This window comes from Pantoea sp. AS142, from assembly GCF_037152305.1.
Taxonomy (GTDB): domain Bacteria; phylum Pseudomonadota; class Gammaproteobacteria; order Enterobacterales; family Enterobacteriaceae; genus Pantoea.
On record NZ_JBBCMO010000001.1, the window covers coordinates 344,650 to 365,736 of the forward strand.

A 21,087-nucleotide genomic window follows, 5' to 3' on the forward strand; every position below is an offset into this window, starting at 1 on the left:
CGGGCCAGGCTCTGAGCATCAGGCGACCGTCAGCCATTTATCGACGGTGTGGTCATCGAGCTGTTCCATGCTGCCCTGCGCCACATTGCGGCCGCGATGCAGCAGCAGGAAATAGTCCGCCACGCGACGGATCAGCGACAGGCGCTGCTCCAGCAGCAGGATGGTCAGCCCGTAGTCGAGGTTAAGCCGGCGGATAAGGTTACCCATCTCTTCTTCCAGCCACGGCGACATCCCGTCGGTGGGTTCATCCAGAATCAGCAGTTTAGGCTGCAGCACCAGCGCACGCGCCAGGGCCAGCTGTTGCTGTTGATCGATAGGCAGATCGCCGCTGCGCTGCTGGCGCAGTGAGTAGAGCGCCGGGAACAGGTCGAACACCATTTCTGGAATAGCGCGATGGCGCTCACGCTGGCTGGCGCCCGCCAGCAGTGCAATCAGCAGATTATCTTCCACACTCATCTGGGTAAAAATATGGCGACCCTGAGGCACATAGCCAATCCCCATCTGCGCCCGCTGTTCAGCCGGTTGGAGCAGCAGATCTTCCGGCGGTGAGCCATCCTCTTTCCAGGATATTGAGCCGCTGTTAATCGGTAGTCTGCCCATGATGCAGTTCACCAGCGTAGTTTTACCCATGCCAGGACGGCCCAGAATGCCGGTGCAGGTGCCAGGCGACAGATCCAGGTCCACATCCCACAGAATATGGTTTTGGCCGTAAAATTGATTTACCGAACGTAAACTCAGCATCTGACATTCTCCTTCCCGATCATTAGCCTGATTGCTTCCGCTCTCTGTCGTCTGGCAAACAAGTCATCAGCAACGGCAGCCTCGCCATTGCAGCACAGTGCGCGTTGAGCGCGGTGACGCTAATGAGTATTGCAATTCCCAGGCCAGATCTAAAAACGGACCTGTTTCCTGCTGCAGTGCTCTGTTTCAGGGTCAAAAGGTGAGCAAAACTTATCAATTCCCTGCGGTGGTCACGCGGTTGCACTTTTGCAGTGCTTCAGGGTGATGTTTCTGGTGCAGCCGTGCTGTGACGAGGCAGGGAGTCTGATTAAGAATGGTAGTCTGAGCCGTGAAAATAGGTGTGATGTCACCGATGACAGTTTAAAAATGCAGAATAATCCGTCAGCAGCCGATGCGAAAATTAACGCAAAAAAAAATATTTTCACCGTGTCGGGAGGGCAGGGAAAAATTATACACAGCTGATGGCGGCAGGGCTGCCATCAGTTATCCACCATTCCTGTGGATAACCTTGTGCATTAGGTAATGAAAACCAGTTGGAAGCGAGGAAATACGCGGCCTGGTAACATAATGACGAGAATCTGGCCTTAAGGTCTTAATTCAATAAAATCAGCTTGTTATCAAAAAACAAGCCTGAGAATTATCTGTCAGGTAACCGAACTGTAATTTTGTGACGTTCTATTGACAAATGTTAAATCAGATCCCGGCCTGGGGATAACATTGCGCAATACACTTTGCAGCACGTTTGTCACCCTGCAGGCGTTAACATTGCACCAATACTGTTTTTATATCCAGTGTTATTTTCTGGCAAAATCACCATAGCAGAGTAAAATAAGTGCCTGCCCGCCGACTTCTCCAGCAGGAACTGCATTCATGAGTAAAGCCTTTAAATTGAACTCCGCCTTTAAACCTTCGGGCGATCAGCCTGAGGCGATCCGTCGCCTGGAAGAAGGGCTGGAGGATGGACTGGCCCATCAGACCCTATTAGGCGTAACCGGCTCCGGTAAGACCTTTACCGTCGCCAACGTGATTGCCGACCTTAACCGTCCGACCATGGTGCTGGCACCAAATAAGACGCTGGCCGCCCAGCTCTATGGCGAGATGAAAGCGTTTTTCCCGGAAAACGCTGTCGAGTTTTTCGTCTCTTACTACGACTACTATCAGCCGGAAGCCTATGTGCCGAGCTCCGACACCTTTATCGAAAAAGATGCGTCGGTGAACGAACACATCGAACAGATGCGTCTGTCGGCCACCAAGGCGCTGCTGGAGCGGCGCGATGTCATTGTAGTGGCATCGGTTTCTGCTATTTACGGTCTGGGCGATCCCGATCTCTATCTGAAAATGATGCTGCACCTGACTCGCGGCATGATTATCGACCAGCGCAGTATTCTGCGCCGCCTGTCGGAGTTGCAGTACACCCGAAATGATCAGGCGTTCCAGCGCGGCACCTTCCGGGTGCGTGGTGAAGTGATCGATATCTTCCCGGCGGAGTCAGACGATATTGCGCTGCGCGTCGAGTTGTTTGATGAAGAGGTGGAGCGCTTGTCGCTGTTTGACCCATTGACGGGCCAGATCGATTCGGTGGTGCCGCGCTTTACCATCTACCCCAAGACGCACTACGTCACGCCGCGTGAGCGTATTCTCCAGGCGATGGAAGACATTAAAGTTGAGCTGGCTGACCGCCGGCGGGTGCTGCTGGAGAACAATAAGCTGCTGGAAGAGCAGCGCATTACCCAGCGTACCCAGTTTGACCTGGAGATGATGAGTGAACTGGGTTACTGCTCCGGCATTGAGAACTACTCACGCTACCTCTCCGGACGCGGGCCGGGCGAAGCGCCACCGACGCTGTTTGACTATCTGCCCGCCGATGGCCTGCTGGTGGTGGATGAATCGCACGTGACCATTCCGCAAATTGGCGGCATGTACAAAGGCGACCGGGCGCGTAAAGAGACGCTGGTGGAGTATGGTTTTCGTCTGCCGTCGGCGCTGGATAACCGCCCGATGAAGTTTGAAGAGTTTGAGGCGCTGGCACCGCAGACCATCTATGTCTCGGCGACGCCAGGCAAATATGAGCTGGAAAAATCGGGCGACGAAGTGATCGATCAGGTGGTGCGTCCTACCGGCCTGCTGGACCCGATCATCGACGTGCGTCCGGTCGGCACTCAGGTCGACGATCTGCTGTCCGAAATCCGCCAGCGCGTGGCCATCAACGAGCGTGTGCTGGTGACGGTGCTGACTAAACGCATGGCGGAGGATCTCACCGAATATCTGGCGGAGCATGGCGAGAAGGTGCGTTATCTGCACTCCGATATCGACACGGTGGAGCGCATGGAGATTATCCGCGACTTACGTTTGGGTGAGTTTGATGTGCTGGTAGGCATTAACTTACTGCGTGAGGGTCTGGATATGCCGGAAGTGTCGCTGGTGGCGATTCTCGATGCGGATAAAGAGGGCTTCCTGCGTTCAGAACGATCGCTGATTCAGACCATTGGCCGTGCGGCGCGTAACATCAACGGTAAAGCGATTCTTTACGGCGATAAAATTACGCCGTCGATGGCGCGCGCCATTGAAGAGACTGAGCGCCGCCGCGAGAAACAGCAACTGCATAACGAACAGAATGGCATTGTGCCGCAGGGCCTGAATAAAAAGATCACCGATATTCTGGAACTGGGCAAAAACGTGGTGAAAACCCGCGGCAAAGCGAAACCGGCACGTCCTGGCGAAGCCCAGGCACAGGCCGACTTCCAGTTGTTAACGCCGCAGGCCTTGCAGAAGAAAATTCACGAGCTGGAAGGGCAGATGCAGCAGCATGCGCAGAACCTGGAGTTTGAACAGGCGGCAAGCGTGCGCGATCAGCTGCACGAGCTGCGCACGCTGTTTATTGCTGCATCGTAGTGCCGTTAAAGCCCTGAATGGCGTGTTCCAGCGCCACCCGTAGCAGCTGGCGGTCGTGACGATATTTAATGTCGGCGGCCTCCAGCGGTTCACGGACAATCAGCCGGTTTTCAATGCCACGGGTATCTACGGCCGGGCTGACGACTAAAGCATCAATCACTCGCTTGCCGATATACCGCTCCATCATCTGAAGCTTGTCGGCCACCGAGAGACTGGCGGCGGCGGGACTGAGCTCACGACCCAGATTGCCGATGAACACCATGGTGGCAGGCGTGCGACGCAATGCCTGTGCCATCTCTTCCATCAGCAGAATCGGCATAAGGCTGGTGTAAAAGCTGCCGGGTCCAATCAGGATCAGATCCGCTTCACCAATCGCCTGCAGCGCCTCACGCGTCGGCTGCACATTGGGATGCAGCATCAGCTCCTGCGGTGGCTGCTTCATCTCGTCAATCGCGGTTTCGCCATAAACCATATTGCCTTCGGCATCCATCGCGACCAGATCCACCGGCTGCTCCGACATGGGGATTAAAAAGGCATCCACTTTTAACAGGTTACGAATGATGTTGATGGCTTCCAGCGGACGCACACTCAGATGATCCAGCGCCCGCAGCATCAGATTACCAAGGTTGTGTCCGGCCAGTTCGCCGTTACCGGCAAAACGGTATTCAAACATCGCCGACGCGACGCTGGGTTCCGCAATCAGCTGGTTAAGGCAGTTGCGCATGTCGCCCCAGGCGATGCCGCCTTCTGCGCGACGAATACGGCCAGTTGATCCGCCGTTGTCAGTGGTGGTGACAATGCCAGTGAGACGCGAACCCAGCGGGGAAAGGGCAGACATCACGCGGCCTAAACCGTGTCCGCCGCCCAGTGCCACAACACGATCCAGATCGGCCAATGTGCGATTCATGCTTCTCCTTACTATTTCGTCGCGTGGCGTGGCTCTAAACGCGAAGCCCGCGCGGATGACTTACGTCAAAATCTGGATCGCATTTTAACGCATCCTGTCGCGAAAATGCGGTGAAAATTCGATATGTATAAGAATATATAGCGAAAAGAGCAAATGGAAGAGTAGCGAAAATCACGCTACCATCATGCTTACCGCGCTGATCAACGGGTCAGCGTACACTCAAGCCTGAATGCCTACGTCTGCGGATAGGGGGTTCAGGCCGTAGCCGTTGAGCTGCCAGGGTGCAGGAAGAAATGACTGCATCTCCCAATCTGGAAAGGTGTTCTGGTGTCACAATTTACTGATGCATACGCGCGTAAGTTCTATTACCTGCGCCTGTCGGTCACGGATGTCTGTAATTTCCGCTGTACCTACTGTCTTCCTGACGGCTATAAGCCGCAGGGAATTCGCAACAAAAGCTTTCTTTCTCTCGATGAAATCCGCCGCGTCACGCGGGCTTTCGCCGCTGCCGGAACGGAAAAAGTGCGGCTCACCGGTGGCGAGCCGTCGCTGCGCCGTGATTTCACCGACATCATTGCGGCAGTGCGTGAAAACGCCTCTATTCGCCAGATCGCGGTGACCACCAACGGTTACCGGCTGGCGCGTGACGTGAAACGGTGGCGTGACGCGGGTTTAACGGCCCTCAACGTCAGCGTCGATAGCCTGGATGCCCGTCAGTTTCACGCCATCACCGGTCAGGATAAGTTCCATCAGGTGATGAACGGCATCGATGCCGCTCTGGACGCCGGTTTTCGCCAGGTCAAAGTCAACAGTGTGCTGATGCGCGATCTTAACAGCCGTAATCTGGCGACTTTCCTCGACTGGATCCGCACCCGTCCGATCCAGCTGCGCTTTATCGAACTGATGGAGACCGGCGACGGGGGCACGCTGTTCCGTGATCAGCACGTTTCCGGCATGGTGATCCGCGATCAGCTGATCGGCCAGGGCTGGCAGCGTCGTGAAAGCGGACGCAGCGACGGACCAGCGCAGGTCTTTTACCATCCCGATTATGTCGGCGAAATTGGCTTGATCATGCCCTACGCCAAAGATTTTTGTGCCAGTTGCAACCGTCTGCGCGTCTCGGCACAGGGTGATCTGCACCTGTGCCTGTTTGGCGATGGCGGCGTACCGTTGCGCGATCTGCTGGCATCAGATGAGCAGCAGGCCGAACTCCAGGCGCGCATTGCCAGCAGCCTGGGGCAAAAAAAGCAGACTCATTTTCTGCATCAGGGCAATACCGGCATCACACAGAATCTCTCTTACATCGGCGGCTAATTTCAGGAGGCAATATGGGCAAATCAGCCAGCGAATTTCAGGCAGTGCAGATTGCGGTGATGACCGTGTCAGATCGTCGTGATACCAGCAACGATACTTCCGGCGACTACCTGCGTGCGGCGGCGGCGGAAGCAGGTCATGAAGTGGTCGATCACGCTATCGTGCCGGATAATCTCTATCGCATTCGCGCCACCGTGTCGCGCTGGATCGCCAGTGAAGATGTGCAGGTGGTCATCATAAATGGCGGAACCGGCTTTAACCTGAAAAACAGCACGCCGGAAGCGCTGTTGCCGCTGTTTGACCGCGAGATTGATGGTTTTGGTGAGCTGTTCAGGATGATCTCCTATGAAGAGATTGGCGGTTCGACGCTGCAGTCGCGCGCCATTGCCGGTCTGGCTAATCAGACACTGATCCTGGCCGTGCCGGGTTCAACCAGCGCCTGCCGTACCGCCTGGGAACGCATTATCGCTGACCAGCTTGATGCGCGAACCGCGCCCTGTAATTTTGTCTCACATCTGAAGAAACGGTAAGTATGTCTCAACTCACACATATTAACACTGCAGGTGAAGCACACATGGTGGATGTCTCCGCCAAGGCTGAAACTGTGCGCGAAGCGCGGGCAGAAGTGCTGGTGCTGATGCAGCCGGAAACGCTGCAGAGGATTATCGATGGCAGCCACCACAAAGGGGATGTCTTCGCCACCGCGCGCATCGCCGGTATTCAGGCGGCGAAACGCACCTGGGAGCTGATACCGCTCTGTCATCCGCTGATGCTGAGCAAAGTGGAGGTAAACCTTGAGGCTGAACCGGACTATAACCGGGTACGCATCACTACGCTCTGCCGTCTTTCCGGCAAAACCGGCGTGGAGATGGAAGCGCTGACCGCAGCCTCCGTTGCTGCGCTGACCCTCTACGACATGTGCAAAGCGGTGCAGAAAGATATCGTCATCGATCACTTGCGCTTGATCAGCAAGAGCGGTGGCAAAAGTGGCGATTTCCAGGCGGTCGCACATGATTAAGGTGCTATTTTTCGCGCAGGTGCGTGAGTTGACCGGCACCGCATCGCTTGAGGTCAGCGCTGACTATGCGGATGTGGCCGCGTTGCGGCGTGCGCTGGCAGAACGTGATGACCGCTGGACACTGGCGCTGGAGCCTGACAGGTTGCTGGCAGCAGTAAATCAGACGCTGGTGCCGATGAGTCACCCGCTGCGATCCGGTGATGAAGTGGCCTTTTTCCCGCCTGTGACCGGAGGCTAAGATGGAAACGCAGATTCGCGTCGGCCCCGCGCCCTTTGATATGGCGGAAGCGTATCGCTGGCTGGCGGCCTGTGATGAAGATGGGGCGGTGGTGACCTTTACCGGCAAAGTCCGCAACCACAATCTGGGCCACAACGTGGCGGCGCTGACGCTGGAGCACTACCCCGGCATGACTGAGAAAGCGCTGCAGGAAATTGTTGATGCGGCGCGTGAACGCTGGTCGCTGCAGCGCGTCACGGTGATCCACCGCGTCGGCGAGTTGTTTCCTGGCGATGAAATTGTGCTGGTTGGCGTCACCAGTGCCCATCGTGGCAGCGCCTTTTCTGCCGCAGAGTTTATAATGGATTACCTGAAAACCCGTGCCCCTTTCTGGAAGCGCGAAGCGACAGAGCAGGGCGATCGCTGGGTGGATGCCCGCGACAGCGACCACCAGGCTGCGCAGCGCTGGGACTAAGCGCCTGGCCCATCAGGCTATTTTATTTGTCAGTCTGAACCTGGGCAGTGCTCACAATCCCCACGTACTTCGTGTACGCTGCGGTTGTTCCGCCTGTCCGTGTCCGGTCTGCCTGTAACAATTACGGCTGATGGAATAGGCTCTGAGCGGGCGTTAACGGCTCAGGGGGCAGCGGCGTCACCGCCCGCTGCGTTGCCGCCCGCTGCGTTGCCGTTGACCGCCTACACGCTACTGCCCGCAACCACACTCATCACGCCGCTCAGTGCCGTAACTTAAGGCTGCTTTAGCTGCTCTGCCGGTCCAAACCCGGTCTGGCCGTGGCTGTGTTCACCGCCGCCAGTGGTCCGCTTCAACTGAATGACCTGGCCCTGCTGCCAGGCGTTGGCACCCGCCGCCGCCGGATGTGCCACGATATCCGCCCGCTGGGCGCGGATCTTTTTGCTGTCGACGTCAAAACGGCGATCGCGGTCAGCCAGCAGTCGCGAGTCCATCTGGCCATCCTGCGTAAAGCCCATCATCAGTGCCGGAATGCCAATCGGCAGCGTTTTGTCCCGATCGGTATGCCAGGTGTGCCAGGTTTTGCCGTAAGTGTTCACAATGCGCTTCATCAGCGCATGGTCCGCGACTTCCGGTAATCCCGGCGCAATCAGCGTGCCCGATTTCACCTCATACTGATGGCTGTGCCAGAGTTTTTTTTCTTCGGGCGGCAGGGTGTTAAACAGCCGTTCGCTGATAATGTACTCCACGCCCATCAACCGTGCGTCGCGCGTGTTACCGTCGTAAATCACCGCTTGCATCACATCGTCGTTCAGCACCGTGACATAGTGATGCGCCTCCATCTGACCGTTTTTATCGCCACTATAAAAATGAAATCCGTCGAGATAGGTGTTGATGGCATCGATGGGCGGACGTGACTGCATCACGCTGGCGCCGGTTTCCAGCACTTTAAGCGAGGAGGAAGTGGGTGCGCCCGGTGACTGCACCTGGGCAGGCGTATTATTTGCGCCGCAACCGGTTAATAACAGGCTGAGCGCCGCCGCAGGCCAGAGTTTAAACATCGTAAATTCCTTTAACGGTAAAAAAGGTAACCTTAGTTCAGTTCTCTCCTGCCTGTGAAACGCAGGCGATGATAGAGTAAGGTTTTGGTTCATTCTGAGGACAGGCATGTCATCCACCCCGATTTTGCAACGTTTGACACTGGTCGCCGCGCTGGTGCTGGCGGGCTGTAGCAGCAAGAAAACCCCTGAGGTGCCGGTGCGGCAGCCCGAGGATGTTAAAGCGCAAATCCAGCGGCTGTTGCCGCCGCACGTCAGCAACAAAGCGGCGTGGAGCGACGATATCTACACCACCTTCCGCACTCAGCAGATCGATCCCAGCGCCAGCAATCTCTGCGCGGTGATCGCCGTGGCGGATCAGGAGAGCAACTTCAGCGCGGAGGCCGCCGTGCCGGGCCTGCCCAAAATCGCCTGGGGTGAGATCGATCGCCGGGCAGCGAAAGTGCACGTTCCGGCATTTCTGGTGCGCACCGCGCTGCTGATCAAATCGCCCACCGGGGAAAGCTACGCCGCCCGGCTTGACAAAGTGCGCAGTGAAAAAGAATTGAGCGCTATTTTTGATGACCTGATTGACATGGTACCAATGGGGCAGAAACTGTTTGGCAATCTCAATCCGATCCACACCGGCGGGCCGATGCAGGTCAGCATTGCATTTGCCGAAGCGCACGCCAAAGGCTATCCGTGGCCGGTCGATGGCACCATCCGGCGCGAAGTCTTTACCCGTCACGGCGGGATCTACTTCGGGACGATGCACCTGCTCGGCTATCCGGCTGACTACAGCCAGCCGCTTTACCGCTTTGCCGATTACAATGCAGGCTGGTACGCTAGCCGCAATGCGGCATTCCAGGCAGCGGTGTCGCGTGCCACCGGCATGAAGCTGGCGCTGGATGGCGATCTGATCCTCTATGGCTCGGATGCGGCGGGCGGCACCGAACTGGCGGTGCGCACGCTGTCGAAGCAGATCGCTATGAGCAACAGCGCTATGCGTCGCGATCTGGAGAAAGGGGAGAAGGAGACGTTCAGTGACAGCGATCTCTGGAAACAGGTCTTTACCCTGGCCGATAAAATGGCGGGTCGTCGGTTACCGCGTGAAATGCTACCGGGCATCAAACTGGAAAGCCCGAAAATTACCCGTAATCTTACCACCGCGTGGTTTGCGCAGCGGGTCGACAGCCGTTATCAGCAGTGTCTGTCGCGGCGTTAAGCGGCATGTTGTGGCACAGTTGAGCTGAGCTGTGCCACACTTAGAGCCAGTTCCGGGCGACTTTTATTGTTATTCTGGCCCTGCACTGTGCGCATCCTCATAAGGCCGTACGGGCCCGTGGCAGTTGTGTCGCGCTGTTGCTGGCCACATGGGCTGAAACAGAAACAACGTATGCCTGCCAGACCCGGTAATTCATCCGGTTCCGTGTGTGGAGCCGGTCCTAATCCGTTCAACAAGAGGTGCATCATGGACCGATATCCAAGAAATGATTCCATTGTTCAACCCGCCTCTCGCGGTTTACAAGCCTATATGGCGCAGGTCTATGGCTGGATGACCTGCGGCCTGTTACTGACGGCGTTTGTCTCCTGGTTCGCTGCGCGCACGCCTGCGGTCATGGAGCTGGTGTTTGCTAACCGGATCACCTTCTTCGGGTTGATTATTGCGCAGCTGGCGCTGGTGTTTTTCCTTTCAGGTATGGTGCATCGCCTGAGCGGGGCAGTGGCGACCGGGTTGTTTATGCTCTACTCGGCGCTGACCGGCATTACCATGGCGAGTATCTTCCTGGTCTACACCTACTCCTCCATCGCCAGTACCTTCTTTGTCACGGCGGGTATGTTTGGCGCGATGAGCTTTTACGGCTATACCACTAAACGCGATCTTAGCCGTTTTGGCAGCCTGCTGTTTATGGCGCTGATTGGGATCGTGCTGGCGTCGCTGGTGAACTTCTGGCTGAAAAGCCCGGCGCTGATGTGGGCGATTACTTACATCGGGGTGGTGGTGTTTGTCGGTTTAACCGCCTATGACACGCAGAAACTGAAAAACATCGGTGAGCAGATCGATGCCCGCGACACGGAAAACCTGCGTCGCTACTCGATTATGGGCGCACTGACGCTCTATCTGGACTTCATCAATCTGTTCCTGATGCTGCTGCGGATTTTCGGCAACCGCCGTTAAGCCTGATGGATAGCGGGGGAGGCGCACGGGCTGCGCATCCCCCGTTTTTATGACGACTTCTGCAATTTCTGCTCGTTCTTCTGACGCAGATGCTTCGCCCGACTCTCCAGTCCCAGATAGAGCACCAGCGCTAACAGCAGCGGCAGGATAAAGTAGAGCACACGATAAGCCAGCAGTGCCGCAATAATGGTGCCATGCGAGGCGTGCTGACCACTGAGCAGCGCCAGGAAGACCGCTTCCAGTACGCCAATGCCCGCCGGAATATGAATGATCACTCCGGCAATACTGCTGATCAGCAGCACGCCCAGCACCATCGGATAACCGACATCCCGGCCCAGCAGCAGCCAGATAATCGCTCCCATCACCATCCAGTTGGCACAGGAAACCCCAAACTGCAGCAGCGCCATGCGCAGTGAGGGCAGTTGAAGGGTCTGGCCTTTCACCGTCCAGCGCCGCTGCTTTGAGAAGGTGCAAGCCCAGAGATAAATCGCCACCAGCACCAGCAGGACCACACCAATCAGCCGCAGCGTGGTCTCACCAATAAACCAGCCGCCGGGAATCGAAACCATGCCGGCACTGAACACCACGCCAGCCAGCAGAATATAGCCCAGCCAGTTGGTGGCGATGCTCAGGGAAAAGATACGGGTGATGGTGCCGCTATCCAGACCTAATCGTGAATAGAGCCGATAGCGCATTGCTACGCCGCCCACCCAGGTGCTCAGTGTCAGGTTGAAGGCATAACAGATAAACGACACCAGCATCACCTGCCGCTTCGCCAGCTTATGGCCGCAGTAAGCGCGGCCAATCAGGTCATAGCAGCCATACACCAGGTAACTCAGTACCACCAATCCGGCGGCAGTCAGCACCACAAAGCGGTTATAGTTAACGATGACCTCATAAACATCTTCCCAGTTCACTTTGCGGGCATAAACCACCAGCAGAACGATTACTGCGACAAAAAACAGCACGGTGAGGATCTTTTTCGCCAGTTGCCAGCGCGGATGTTTTTTTGCCATCAGGATTTTGCTCCCGGGTTGTCAGTTTCAACGCGATCCTGCGTCTCCATTTCAGGTTGTACCGGTGCACTGACCTGGGCCAGCAGCGGCGTATGCGCCGGCAGCCAGCCAGCAATGGCCGGGAAATGGCGCAGGAAGTGGAATACCACTACGCTTTTGCTCAGTTGCCACCAGTTGCGCGGCGGCAAGCGATCCTCCTGCACACGCTGGCAATCATTGGCCAGCAGCGCTTCCAGGTTGTCACGCAGCGTCTGGTTAAACGGCCGATCGTGGATGATCAGATTGGCTTCAAGGTTCAGTGACAGGCTGAGCGGATCGAGATTGCTGGAGCCAACCGTAGCCCAGTGATCATCTTTTACCGCGATCTTGCCGTGCAGCGGACGACGGATATATTCGTAGACCTCCACGCCGCCATCAACCAGATAGTTGTAGAGCAGTTCCGCGCCTACTTTCACAATCGGCATATCCGGCTCGCCCTGCACAATCAGACGGACCCGGACGCCGCGCTGCGCGGCGCTGCGCATCTCACGCAGCAGACGGTAGCCGGGGAAAAAGTAGGCATTGGCAATAATCACATCCCGCTTCGCCTCCCGCAGCATCTCCAGATAATGCACTTCGATGTCATCGCGATGCTCGTCGTTGTCGCGATAGACATAGAGCACCTGAGCATCGCCGGGCGTGGCGTTAAATGCCGGGCGATGAGAGCGCGATCCCCACCAGCGACGGGTAGCCTGTTCGCTGCCAATCGCCTGTTGCAGATAGCGGGCGATGTCACCCACCACCGGGCCTTTGACCTGCACCGCATAATCCTGTTTCGCTTCCGGGCCGTAGTCGGTGTTGTGTTCTGCAGAGAAGTTGATTCCGCCGACAAAGGCCACCACATCATCTACCACCACGGTTTTGCGGTGCAGACGGCGGAAAACGTTGGTGCGCATCCCCATCACCAGCGGACGCGGGTCGTAGTAGATGAAACGCACGCCAGCGCTGGTCAGGCTGTTAACAAATTTGTCTGAGAGTTCGGCCGAGCCGTAGCCATCGACCATCACTTCGACCCGCACGCCGCGCTGGGCCGCCGCCAGCAGTTCGCGGTGCAGTGCGTTGCCAACGTCATCCTCAAAAAGAATAAAGGTTTCGATTAATACCGTGCGTTCAGCCCGCTGGATCGCGCCGAAGACGCGCGGGAAAAACGCCTCACCATTTTCCAGCAGCAGCAGCCGGTTACCTTCCTTCCAGCTAAAATTCATAGGTGAATCTCCACGGCCAGCGGCGCGTGATCGGAAAGATGAGACCAGGGCTTTCGCGGCAGCGCCCACGGATGACTGATGGCGGCGTTGCGGACATAGATGCGGTCGAGCCGCAGGATCGGAAAGCGCGCCGGGAAGGTGCGCGCCGGGCGTCCGGTTTTCATGCTGAATACCTCTTTCAGGCCTGCGCCATGTTTTAAAATAGTGTTAGCGCGTCGCTGCCAGTCGTTGAAATCACCCGCCACCACCACGGGCGCATTGGGCGGCAGCGAAGTGACCATTTCACAAATCATTTTCATTTGGGCGTGACGATGCGCCTCTTTCAGACCCAGATGAACACAGATGACATGCAGCGTGCCGTGCGGCTCGGGCAGAGCAATCTGGCAGTGCAGCATGCCGCGATTTTCACTGCCCGCCACCGAGATATCGCGGTTCTCATACTCGGTTATCGGGAAGCGGGACAGCACTGCATTGCCGTGATGTCCCTCCGGATAGACCGCATTGCGCCCGTAGGCAAAATCGTTCCACATGGTGTCGGCCAGAAACTCGTAATGGGGGGATTCGGGCCAGGCTTCATGGTTAAGTGGGTGGATGGCATGCGTGCCCATCACCTCCTGCAGAAAGACCACATCCGCCGCCGTTGCGCGAACGGCTTCGCGTAATTCGGGCAGGATGAAGCGGCGATTAAACGGGGCGAAACCCTTGTGTGTATTGATCGTCAGGACTTTTATTGAAAATCCTTGCTTGATTTGTGGCATACTCGCGACGCACTCCTTTTCATCATCAATAGAATCAAAGTGTAGTCTTTGTCACAAATGGGTGGTGAAAGAGGGCGATAATTAGGGCGTTATCCGAAAATTGTTTTACATTGAGGAAACCGTTTCCGGCTTGTGCCGGTAGCACTTGGGCGACCTGTTGGGTCTGCCAGGAGAATTGAATGAAATGGTCTAATCGTATTCAAATTATCACGGGTCAAACGTATATACATATCGCTATGCATCTGCTGGTGATCGCGGCATTGATCTGGGGCTGGAAACACAAAGCGCTGGTCGATGTTTGCAGCACGCTGGTGGCGATGTATGCATTGGTTTTTGTTGCCATGCTGGTGACACATCGCATTGCCCGTTTACGTACTCTCGGCGATTATCTTGAAGAAGCGACCACCACTTACTACTTTGGCGCCGCCATGATGACACTGTTCCTGGTGTCGCGGATTTACCACAACAACCTGCTGCTGGCGTGTCTCGGCGTGGTGATGTTGCTGGGTCCGGCGCTGGTTTCGCTGCTGGCAAAAGAGCCCCCGCGGCGAATCGAAAATAAACGTAGTTAAGTTGAAGGCCACCGACAGGTGGCCTTCCTGTTTTCAGGCAGTTAAGTTGTATCAGTAAATGTGAGCTATCTCGCACACTTCTCTTAAAGCTGTTACACTCGGCCGCTTACGCATCGTAGTTTGCGCCCTTTTCATGCGTCAGCCCCAGCTGGCGTCACTATCCCTCTGAAAACTACACCGTGAATCACGGTCAGAGCGGACCGGAGTAAATCACTTAATGTCTTTTGACTCTCTCGGCCTGAGTGCCGATATTTTGCGCGCGGTCGCCGAACAAGGCTACAGCGAACCAACACCTATCCAGCGCCAGGCAATTCCTGTGGTGCTGGCAGGCCGTGATCTGCTGGCAAGTGCCCAGACTGGTACCGGCAAAACGGCTGGCTTTACCTTACCGTTGTTACAAAAACTCTCTGCCAGCACCACGCCTGTGCGTGGCCGTCGTCCAGTGCGTGCCCTGATCCTGACCCCGACCCGTGAACTTGCGGCGCAGGTCGGCGAAAACGTCAGCGACTACAGCAAATATCTCTCGCTGCGTTCGATGGTGGTGTTTGGTGGCGTCAGCATCAATCCACAGATGGTAAAACTGCGCGGCGGCGTCGATATCCTGGTGGCAACCCCAGGTCGCCTGCTGGATCTGGCACAACAGAATGCGGTTGACCTGTCGCAGGTCGAAATTCTGGTGCTGGATGAAGCGGACCGTATGCTCGATATGGGCTTTATCCACGACATCCGTCGCGTGCTGGCACGTCTGCCGGCCAAACGTCAGAACCTACTGTTCTCTGCCACCTTCTCTGATGAGATCAAAGGCCTGGCTGAAAAACTGCTGACCAAGCCGGAGATGGTGGAAGTAGCACGCCGCAATACCGCCTCTGAGCAGGTTGCGCAGCAGGTGCATTTCGTGGATAAGAAGCGCAAACGGGAACTGCTGTCACAGCTGATTGGCGAAGGTAACTGGCAGCAGGTGCTGGTCTTTACCCGCACCAAACACGGTGCTAACCACCTTGCCGAGCAGCTGGGCAAAGATGGCATCACTGCCGCCGCCATCCACGGCAACAAGAGCCAGGGCGCCCGTACCCGCGCGCTGGCAGACTTTAAGTCAGGCGGGATCCGCGTGCTGGTCGCCACCGATATCGCGGCCCGTGGCCTGGATATCGAAGAGCTGCCACACGTTGTGAACTTCGAGCTGCCTAACGTCGCCGAAGATTACGTTCACCGAATTGGCCGGACCGGTCGTGCGGCCGCGACCGGTGTCGCCCTGTCGCTGGTCTGCGTCGACGAGCATAAACTGCTGCGTGATATCGAACGTCTGCTGAAGCGTGAAATCCCGCGTCTGGCGATTGACGGTTATGAACCCGATCCGAGCATCAAAGCGGAGCCGATCATTAACGGGCGTCAGCAGCAGTCGCGCGGCGGTGCAGGTGGTGGTGGCCGTGGTCGCAGCCAGGGCGGACAGGGTGCAGGCGCATCACGTTCATCCGGCGAAAAGCGTCCTCAGGCACGTCGTCAGAGTCAGGCTGCGCCTCAGGGCGATAAGCCCGCTGCCCGTCCGCGTCGTCCGGCAGCGAAGCGCACCGGAAACGTCTGAGTATGAGGGTTTTACTGGCGCCGATGGAGGGCGTGCTTGATTCGCTGGTGCGCCAGCTGTTATCGGAAGTGAACGACTACGATCTCTGCATCACTGAGTTTTTGCGCGTGGTCGATCAACTGCTGCCGGTAAAATCCTTCACCCGTCTCTGCCCCGAACTGCATAATGCCAGCCGCACGCCCTCGGGCACGCGGGTGCGCATGCAGCTGCTGGGGCAGCATCCCGAATGGTTAGCCGAGAACGCCGCACGCGCGGTAGAGCTGGGTTCCTGGGGTGTTGATCTCAACTGTGGTTGTCCTTCTAAACTGGTCAACGGCAGCGGAGGCGGCGCGACTCTTCTTAAAGATCCCGATCTGATTTATCGCGGCGCGAAAGCGATGCGTGAAGCGGTGCCTGCGGATTTGCCGGTAACGGTGAAAGTGCGGCTCGGCTGGGATTCCAGCACCCGCAGTCTGGAAATCGCCGATGCGGTACAACAGGCGGGTGCCAGCGAGCTGGCGGTGCATGGGCGAACCAAAACAGAGGGCTATCGCGCAGAGGCGATTAACTGGCAGGCGATTGGTGAAATTCGTCAGCGGCTGCACATTCCGGTGATTGCCAACGGCGAAATCTGGGACTGGCAAAGTGCGCAAAACTGTATGACGGTGACGGGCTGTGAGGCGGTGATGATTGGCCGTGGCGCACTGAACATCCCCAACCTGAGCCGGGTCGTGAAATATAACGAACCGCCGATGGCCTGGCCTGACGTAGTGCAGTTATTGCAGAAATACAGCCGGCTGGAAAAGCAGGGCGACACCGGCCTCTATCATGTGGCGCGTATCAAACAGTGGCTCGGTTATCTGCGCAAGGCGTATGACGAGGCAGATGGATTATTCAGTGAAATCCGTGCGTTAAAATCGTCGGGTGAGATTGCGCAGGCAATTGATCGTCACGCTATCGTTCATGGTTTATGATAAAAAATCAGGCGACCCCTTCGCTGCATGACGGTATAGTGGGCAAAATTTCCTGGACCAGAAGCCCGCTATGTCTGACACCGCTGTGTTGAGCAACAGCCAGCTCAACAAACGTATCCTCTCGGTTATCATCTTCACCTTCTTCTGCTATCTCTCTGTCGGACTGCCGCTGGCCGTGCTGCCAGGCTTCGTCAAAAATCATCTTGGCTTCAGTTCTTTTATTGCCGGACTGATAATCAGTATTCAATATTTTGCAACGCTGCTCAGTCGTCCACAGTCAGGCCGTCTGGCCGATCGGCTTGGGCCAAAACGGGTGGTGATGCTGGGACTGCTCTGCTGCGGCATGAGTGGGGTGCTGACGATCCTGGCCGCACTGCTAAGCAGTTGGCCGTGGCTCAGTCTGGCGCTGCTGGCCATAGGACGGCTGTTTCTCGGGGTGGGTGAGAGCTTCAGCAGCACCGGCTCCACGCTCTGGGGCATGAATATTGTCGGGCCGTTGCAGACCGCGCGAGTGATCTCCTGGAACGGTGTCGCCACCTACCTGGCGATGGCCGTCGGCGCACCGCTGGGCGTGTTGCTGAACAGTGAATTTGGCATGAGCGGATTTGCCGGACTGATCGCGCTGATGGGCGTAGTCGGCTATCTGATGGCCAGCCGCAAACCCGCGGTCACCGTCAGCATTGGCGAGCGCATTCCGTTTCACCGCGTCTTCTCCCGCGTCTGGCTCTTCGGGCTGGCGCTGGGCTTCGGCACCATCGGTTTTGGCGTCATTGCGACCTTTATCACCCTCTATTTTGCCAGCCGCGACTGGCAGGGCGCGGCCTATGCACTGACACTGTTCAGCCTGGGCTTTGTGCTGGTGCGGCTCAGTTTTGGTCGCTTTATTACCCGCTTTGGCGGATTGCGCGTCTCGCTCTTCTCTTTCCTGCTGGAATGTTTTGGACTGCTGATAATCTGGCAGGCGGACAGCGCCTGGCTGGTCGGGGCGGGCGCATTCCTCACCGGCAGCGGTTTTTCTCTGGTCTTTCCGGCGCTGGGTGTTGAGGCGGTTAAGCGGGTTGAGCGTCAGGATCAGGGCTCGGCGCTGGGAACCTATTCCGCTTTTCTCGATCTGGGCCTGGGCTTAACCGGCCCGGTGGCAGGACTGTTTATCGGACACTGGGGGATGCAGTCGGTCTATCTGGCTGCCGCCATGATGGTACTGGGTGCGCTGCTGATTACGCTGCGGCTCTGTGGACAGCAACGGCTCACCGCCTGACAGGCAGGAAGCCGACGGACCCTCAGAAATGGGTAAACAGCCAGTAGAGCAGGGCGGAGAGCAGAATAGAGACCGGCAGCGTTAATATCCAGGCAACCGCCAGATTACGCAGTGTCGAAAACTGCAGGCCAGAGCGATTGGCCGCCATAGTGCCCGCCACGCCGGACGACAGCACATGTGTGGTCGACACCGGCAGGCCAAAGCCATCTGCTGCGCCAATGGTGGCCATCGTCACCAGTTCGGCGCTGGCACCCTGAGCATAGCTGAGATGGGTTTTGCCAATCCGTTCGCCCACCGTCACCACAATTCGTCGCCAGCCCACCATGGTGCCTAACCCAAGCGCAATCGCCACCACCACTTTCACCCACATCGGAATAAAGCGGGTGGCGCTGTCGAGTTCTGTTTTCACCGCTTTGAGATTGCGTCCGGTCTCCTGCGGCAGTGTTACCTTCGCGCTTTGCAGATGCTTGATCGACTCTGAGGCCAGATACATCTGGTTGCGAGTGTTGGTCACTGCCTGGGCCGGAATGTTTTCCATTGAACCATAGCGACGAATTTCATCGCCCACTTCATTAAGTGTGATGGCCAGCGCCGGTAAGACATCGGCATTCATATTATTGCTGCCGACAAAGCCGGTCAGGACATCACGGGCCGCCGGGGGATGCGCGGCAGCCGGTTGCAGTTGTAGCAACTGATGTGCGGTCACTTCTGTCAGGGCTGCCACACGCGGGATCTGATCGGCGGGCAGCGATCGGTTCAGCGCGTAGGCGATCGGCATGGTGCCCACCAGGATTAACATAATCAGCCCCATCCCTTTCTGACCATCATTGGAGCCGTGCGCAAAGGAGACGCCGGTACAGGTCAGGATCAGCAGGCCTCGGATCCACACCGGGGGCGGCTGATCGCTTGTCGGCGCCTGATAAAGCTGGCGATTGCGGATAAAGAGTTTCATCACCCACAGCAGCAAACCGGCACAGACAAAACCAACCACCGGCGACAGCAGCAGTGCATAGCCAACTTTAAGCGCCTGATCCCAGTCTACGCCGCTCAGTCCGCTGCGCCCGTGCAGCATCGCATTGGCAACCCCGACGCCGATAATCGAGCCAATCAGGGTATGCGACGACGATGAGGGCAGACCGAAATACCAGGTGCCGAGATTCCAGATAATGGCGGAAAAGAGCAGCGCATAGACCATGGCGAAGCCGTTGCCGCTGCTGGCCTGCAGGATCAGTTCGACCGGCAGCAGCGAAATAATGCCAAACGCCACCACGCCGCTAGAGAGCAGCACACCCAGAAAGTTACAGAAACCGGACCAGACCACGGCAATGCCGGGCGTCAGCGAATGGGTATAGATCACCGTGGCGACCGCATTGGCGGTATCGTGAAAGCCATTGACGAACTCAAAGCCGAGCGCAATCAGTAACGCCAGTCCCAGCAGAAAGAACGGCAGATAGCTGGTGACAGGCATATTGGTCTCTTCAACGTCATTGACCAGGTTAAGTCCGGCGAACGCCAGCCCGGCGACCAGCAGAATAAAAAACAGCGGTTTACTGAAGCGACTGCCTTTGCCGTTGAAATTGGGGCGTCCCTGGGCTGATGAGGAGGAGAGACTGTTTTCGCTCATGGTGTACCTCATGTGGCTGATGCCGGATGCTGATTTGCACCGGGTTAACGCAGTGTGATACGCGCTTTATATGACAGATTAATGATGGTCGGGTGGGGAGGGCTGGGGGAACTCTGCAGTAAAACGCCTGGCGCAGGCAATAAAAAAGCCAGCGACAGGCGCTGGCTTACAAGACCTTTACGGCAGTTACGAGCTGGTGTTCACCGCTGCTGCTGGGGCTGCGGGTGTTACCGGTGCCGCTGGCTCCGTGGCCGGCTGCTGTGGCTGCGCGGCATCACTGTTTGCACCCTGTGGCGTTACCGGCGTCATTGGCTCTTCCTGTGGCGCGGCCTGCGGGTTTTCCGGCATCGGGACTGGCGCGGTCTGGATGTTGTTCTCCACACCGTTCACTTTCACTGGCATACCGGTACGGCCCTGAATTGCGCCGTTAACCTGATCCTGATTGACGCTGGCATCAACCAGAACTTTGCTCACTGCCTGAGTAAGAGTGATCGGCACCAGCTCACGCGAGTTGAACTGCTCTTCGGTGGTCGAGAGCGGGTTATGCACTTCAACATAACGCGAACCGTCTGGCTCTACAGTCGCTTTCACCGGCTGGTCAACGAACTGTACACGCGTGCCGACCGGCACGTTCTGATACAGCCATTTGATATCTTCAGCGCGCAGACGCACACAGCCGTGGCTCACGCGCAGGCCGATACCAAAGTTGGCATTGGTGCCGTGGATGGCATAGAGGCGACCAATATAGAGCGCGTAGAGGCCCATTGGGTTATCAGGGCCAGCCGGGAAGACCGCTGGCAGCGTTTCACCACGTGCCGCGTAATCCGCATGCATACCTTTGGTTGGCGTCCAGGTCGGGCCGTCTTTCTTACGTTCTACCGCTGTGGTCCAGCTAATCGGGGTATCTTTACCCAGTTCACCGATACCAATTGGCAACACCACTACCGTTTTGCTGCCTTTCGGGTAGTAGTAAAGACGCATTTCCGCGCTGTTAATCACAATGCCTTCACGCGGTGCGTCAGGCAGGATCAGCTGCTGTGGGATGATCATTTTGCTGCCAGCCTTAGGCAGATAAACGTCAACGCCGGGATTGGCCTCCAGCATATTGCTTAGGCCCATCTGATATTGCGCTGCAAAAGCTTCCAGCGGCAGCTTGCTCTCTCCAGGAACAGTAATTTCAATATTTTCCCCGATCAGACGGCTGTTGGCCGGCGGTAACGGGTAAACCACAGCAAAGGCTGACTGACTGAACGCCGCCAGAGCCAGTGCGATTGAAGCGAAAGCGCGAATAATTTTCATATTT

20 protein-coding genes and 1 riboswitch are annotated in these 21,087 nt (G+C 57.0%); of the genes, 12 read left to right on the forward strand and 8 right to left on the reverse strand.

Features of this window, described 5'->3' with window-relative positions:
• Positions 1-18 precede the first annotated feature (18 nt).
• Positions 19-741: an ABC transporter ATP-binding protein gene (locus tag WFO64_RS01775; protein WP_207254383.1), complete on the reverse strand. Its 723-nt coding sequence runs from the start codon at positions 739-741 to the stop codon at positions 19-21.
• 870 nt (positions 742-1,611) lie between these two features.
• On the opposite strand from WFO64_RS01775, the gene uvrB reads away from it, so the two are divergent.
• A complete protein-coding gene (uvrB, locus tag WFO64_RS01780) occupies positions 1,612-3,633 on the forward strand; it encodes an excinuclease ABC subunit UvrB (RefSeq protein ID WP_337008422.1) in 2,022 nt (673 codons plus the stop codon).
• Here uvrB and WFO64_RS01785 read toward each other — a convergent pair.
• Positions 3,617-4,540, reverse strand: a complete 924-nt coding sequence (locus WFO64_RS01785) for a gluconeogenesis factor YvcK family protein (RefSeq protein WP_337008424.1) — start codon at positions 4,538-4,540, stop codon at positions 3,617-3,619. The genes uvrB and WFO64_RS01785 overlap by 17 nt on opposite strands.
• Before the next feature lie 204 nt (positions 4,541-4,744).
• Positions 4,745-4,878, forward strand: a riboswitch (molybdenum cofactor riboswitch).
• On the opposite strand from WFO64_RS01785, the gene moaA reads away from it, so the two are divergent.
• The 5 genes from moaA to moaE all read left to right on the forward strand — a co-directional run bounded on the left by moaA (position 4,865) and on the right by moaE (position 7,564).
• Positions 4,865-5,854 carry a GTP 3',8-cyclase MoaA gene (moaA, locus tag WFO64_RS01790; protein WP_337009464.1) on the forward strand — a complete coding sequence of 330 codons (990 nt, stop codon included), beginning with the start codon at positions 4,865-4,867 and terminating at the stop codon, positions 5,852-5,854. It overlaps the preceding riboswitch by 14 nt.
• Before the next feature lie 14 nt (positions 5,855-5,868).
• Complete coding sequence (gene moaB, locus WFO64_RS01795; protein WP_337008426.1) at positions 5,869-6,384, forward strand: molybdenum cofactor biosynthesis protein B; 516 nt, start codon at positions 5,869-5,871, stop codon at positions 6,382-6,384.
• Positions 6,385-6,386: 2 nt separating this feature from the next.
• Positions 6,387-6,872 (forward strand): cyclic pyranopterin monophosphate synthase MoaC, encoded by a 486-nt coding sequence (gene moaC / locus WFO64_RS01800; RefSeq protein WP_337008428.1) that lies wholly within the window; start codon positions 6,387-6,389, stop codon positions 6,870-6,872.
• Positions 6,865-7,110, forward strand: a complete 246-nt coding sequence (gene moaD / locus WFO64_RS01805) for a molybdopterin synthase sulfur carrier subunit (RefSeq protein WP_337008430.1) — start codon at positions 6,865-6,867, stop codon at positions 7,108-7,110. The genes moaC and moaD overlap by 8 nt, the downstream gene beginning before the upstream one ends.
• A 1-nt stretch (position 7,111) precedes the next feature.
• Positions 7,112-7,564, forward strand: a complete 453-nt coding sequence (moaE, locus tag WFO64_RS01810) for a molybdopterin synthase catalytic subunit MoaE (protein WP_337008432.1) — start codon at positions 7,112-7,114, stop codon at positions 7,562-7,564.
• Between the two features lie 272 nt (positions 7,565-7,836).
• Here the strand turns inward: moaE and WFO64_RS01815 are convergent, their stop codons facing one another.
• Positions 7,837-8,622, reverse strand: a complete 786-nt coding sequence (locus tag WFO64_RS01815; RefSeq protein WP_337008434.1) for an OBAP family protein — start codon at positions 8,620-8,622, stop codon at positions 7,837-7,839.
• Positions 8,623-8,728: 106 nt separating this feature from the next.
• Here WFO64_RS01815 and WFO64_RS01820 point away from each other — a divergent pair, with 106 nt between their 5' ends.
• Together WFO64_RS01820 and WFO64_RS01825 are read left to right on the forward strand one after the other, a co-directional pair.
• Positions 8,729-9,823 (forward strand): DUF1615 domain-containing protein, encoded by a 1,095-nt coding sequence (locus WFO64_RS01820; RefSeq protein WP_337008436.1) that lies wholly within the window; start codon positions 8,729-8,731, stop codon positions 9,821-9,823.
• Between the two features lie 246 nt (positions 9,824-10,069).
• Positions 10,070-10,777, forward strand: a complete 708-nt coding sequence (locus WFO64_RS01825) for a Bax inhibitor-1/YccA family protein (RefSeq protein ID WP_061061965.1) — start codon at positions 10,070-10,072, stop codon at positions 10,775-10,777.
• Positions 10,778-10,824: 47 nt separating this feature from the next.
• On the opposite strand, the gene WFO64_RS01830 is transcribed toward WFO64_RS01825, so the two are convergent.
• Genes WFO64_RS01830 through WFO64_RS01840 form a run of 3 tightly spaced genes read right to left on the reverse strand, consistent with a single transcriptional unit; the run spans position 10,825 to position 13,795 of the window.
• On the reverse strand, positions 10,825-11,793 hold the full coding sequence (locus WFO64_RS01830) for a lysylphosphatidylglycerol synthase domain-containing protein (RefSeq protein WP_337008438.1): 969 nt from the start codon (positions 11,791-11,793) through the stop codon (positions 10,825-10,827).
• Positions 11,793-13,037, reverse strand: a complete 1,245-nt coding sequence (gene clsB / locus WFO64_RS01835; protein WP_337008440.1) for a cardiolipin synthase ClsB — start codon at positions 13,035-13,037, stop codon at positions 11,793-11,795. The genes WFO64_RS01830 and clsB overlap by 1 nt, the downstream gene beginning before the upstream one ends.
• Positions 13,034-13,795, reverse strand: a complete 762-nt coding sequence (locus tag WFO64_RS01840; RefSeq protein ID WP_337008442.1) for an endonuclease/exonuclease/phosphatase family protein — start codon at positions 13,793-13,795, stop codon at positions 13,034-13,036. Before WFO64_RS01840 ends, clsB begins: the two co-directional genes overlap by 4 nt.
• Positions 13,796-13,974: 179 nt before the next feature.
• Here WFO64_RS01840 and WFO64_RS01845 point away from each other — a divergent pair, with 179 nt between their 5' ends.
• The 4 genes from WFO64_RS01845 (at position 13,975) to WFO64_RS01860 (ending at position 18,160) form a co-directional block, all read left to right on the forward strand.
• A complete protein-coding gene (locus WFO64_RS01845) occupies positions 13,975-14,367 on the forward strand; it encodes a YbhQ family protein (protein WP_337008444.1) in 393 nt (130 codons plus the stop codon).
• Between the two features lie 217 nt (positions 14,368-14,584).
• Entirely contained in the window at positions 14,585-15,949 is a 1,365-nt protein-coding gene (gene rhlE, locus WFO64_RS01850; protein WP_337008446.1) for an ATP-dependent RNA helicase RhlE, read from the forward strand.
• A 2-nt stretch (positions 15,950-15,951) separates the two neighbouring features.
• Positions 15,952-16,902: a tRNA dihydrouridine(16) synthase DusC gene (dusC, locus tag WFO64_RS01855; protein ID WP_337008448.1), complete on the forward strand. Its 951-nt coding sequence runs from the start codon at positions 15,952-15,954 to the stop codon at positions 16,900-16,902.
• A gap of 70 nt (positions 16,903-16,972) precedes the next feature.
• Complete coding sequence (locus WFO64_RS01860) at positions 16,973-18,160, forward strand: MFS transporter (protein WP_337008450.1); 1,188 nt, start codon at positions 16,973-16,975, stop codon at positions 18,158-18,160.
• A 22-nt stretch (positions 18,161-18,182) separates the two neighbouring features.
• Here the strand turns inward: WFO64_RS01860 and WFO64_RS01865 are convergent, their stop codons facing one another.
• A complete protein-coding gene (locus WFO64_RS01865) occupies positions 18,183-19,784 on the reverse strand; it encodes an inorganic phosphate transporter (protein ID WP_337008452.1) in 1,602 nt (533 codons plus the stop codon).
• Positions 19,785-19,970: 186 nt separating this feature from the next.
• Positions 19,971-21,083, reverse strand: a complete 1,113-nt coding sequence (locus tag WFO64_RS01870) for a L,D-transpeptidase family protein (protein ID WP_337008454.1) — start codon at positions 21,081-21,083, stop codon at positions 19,971-19,973.
• Positions 21,084-21,087 lie beyond the last annotated feature (4 nt).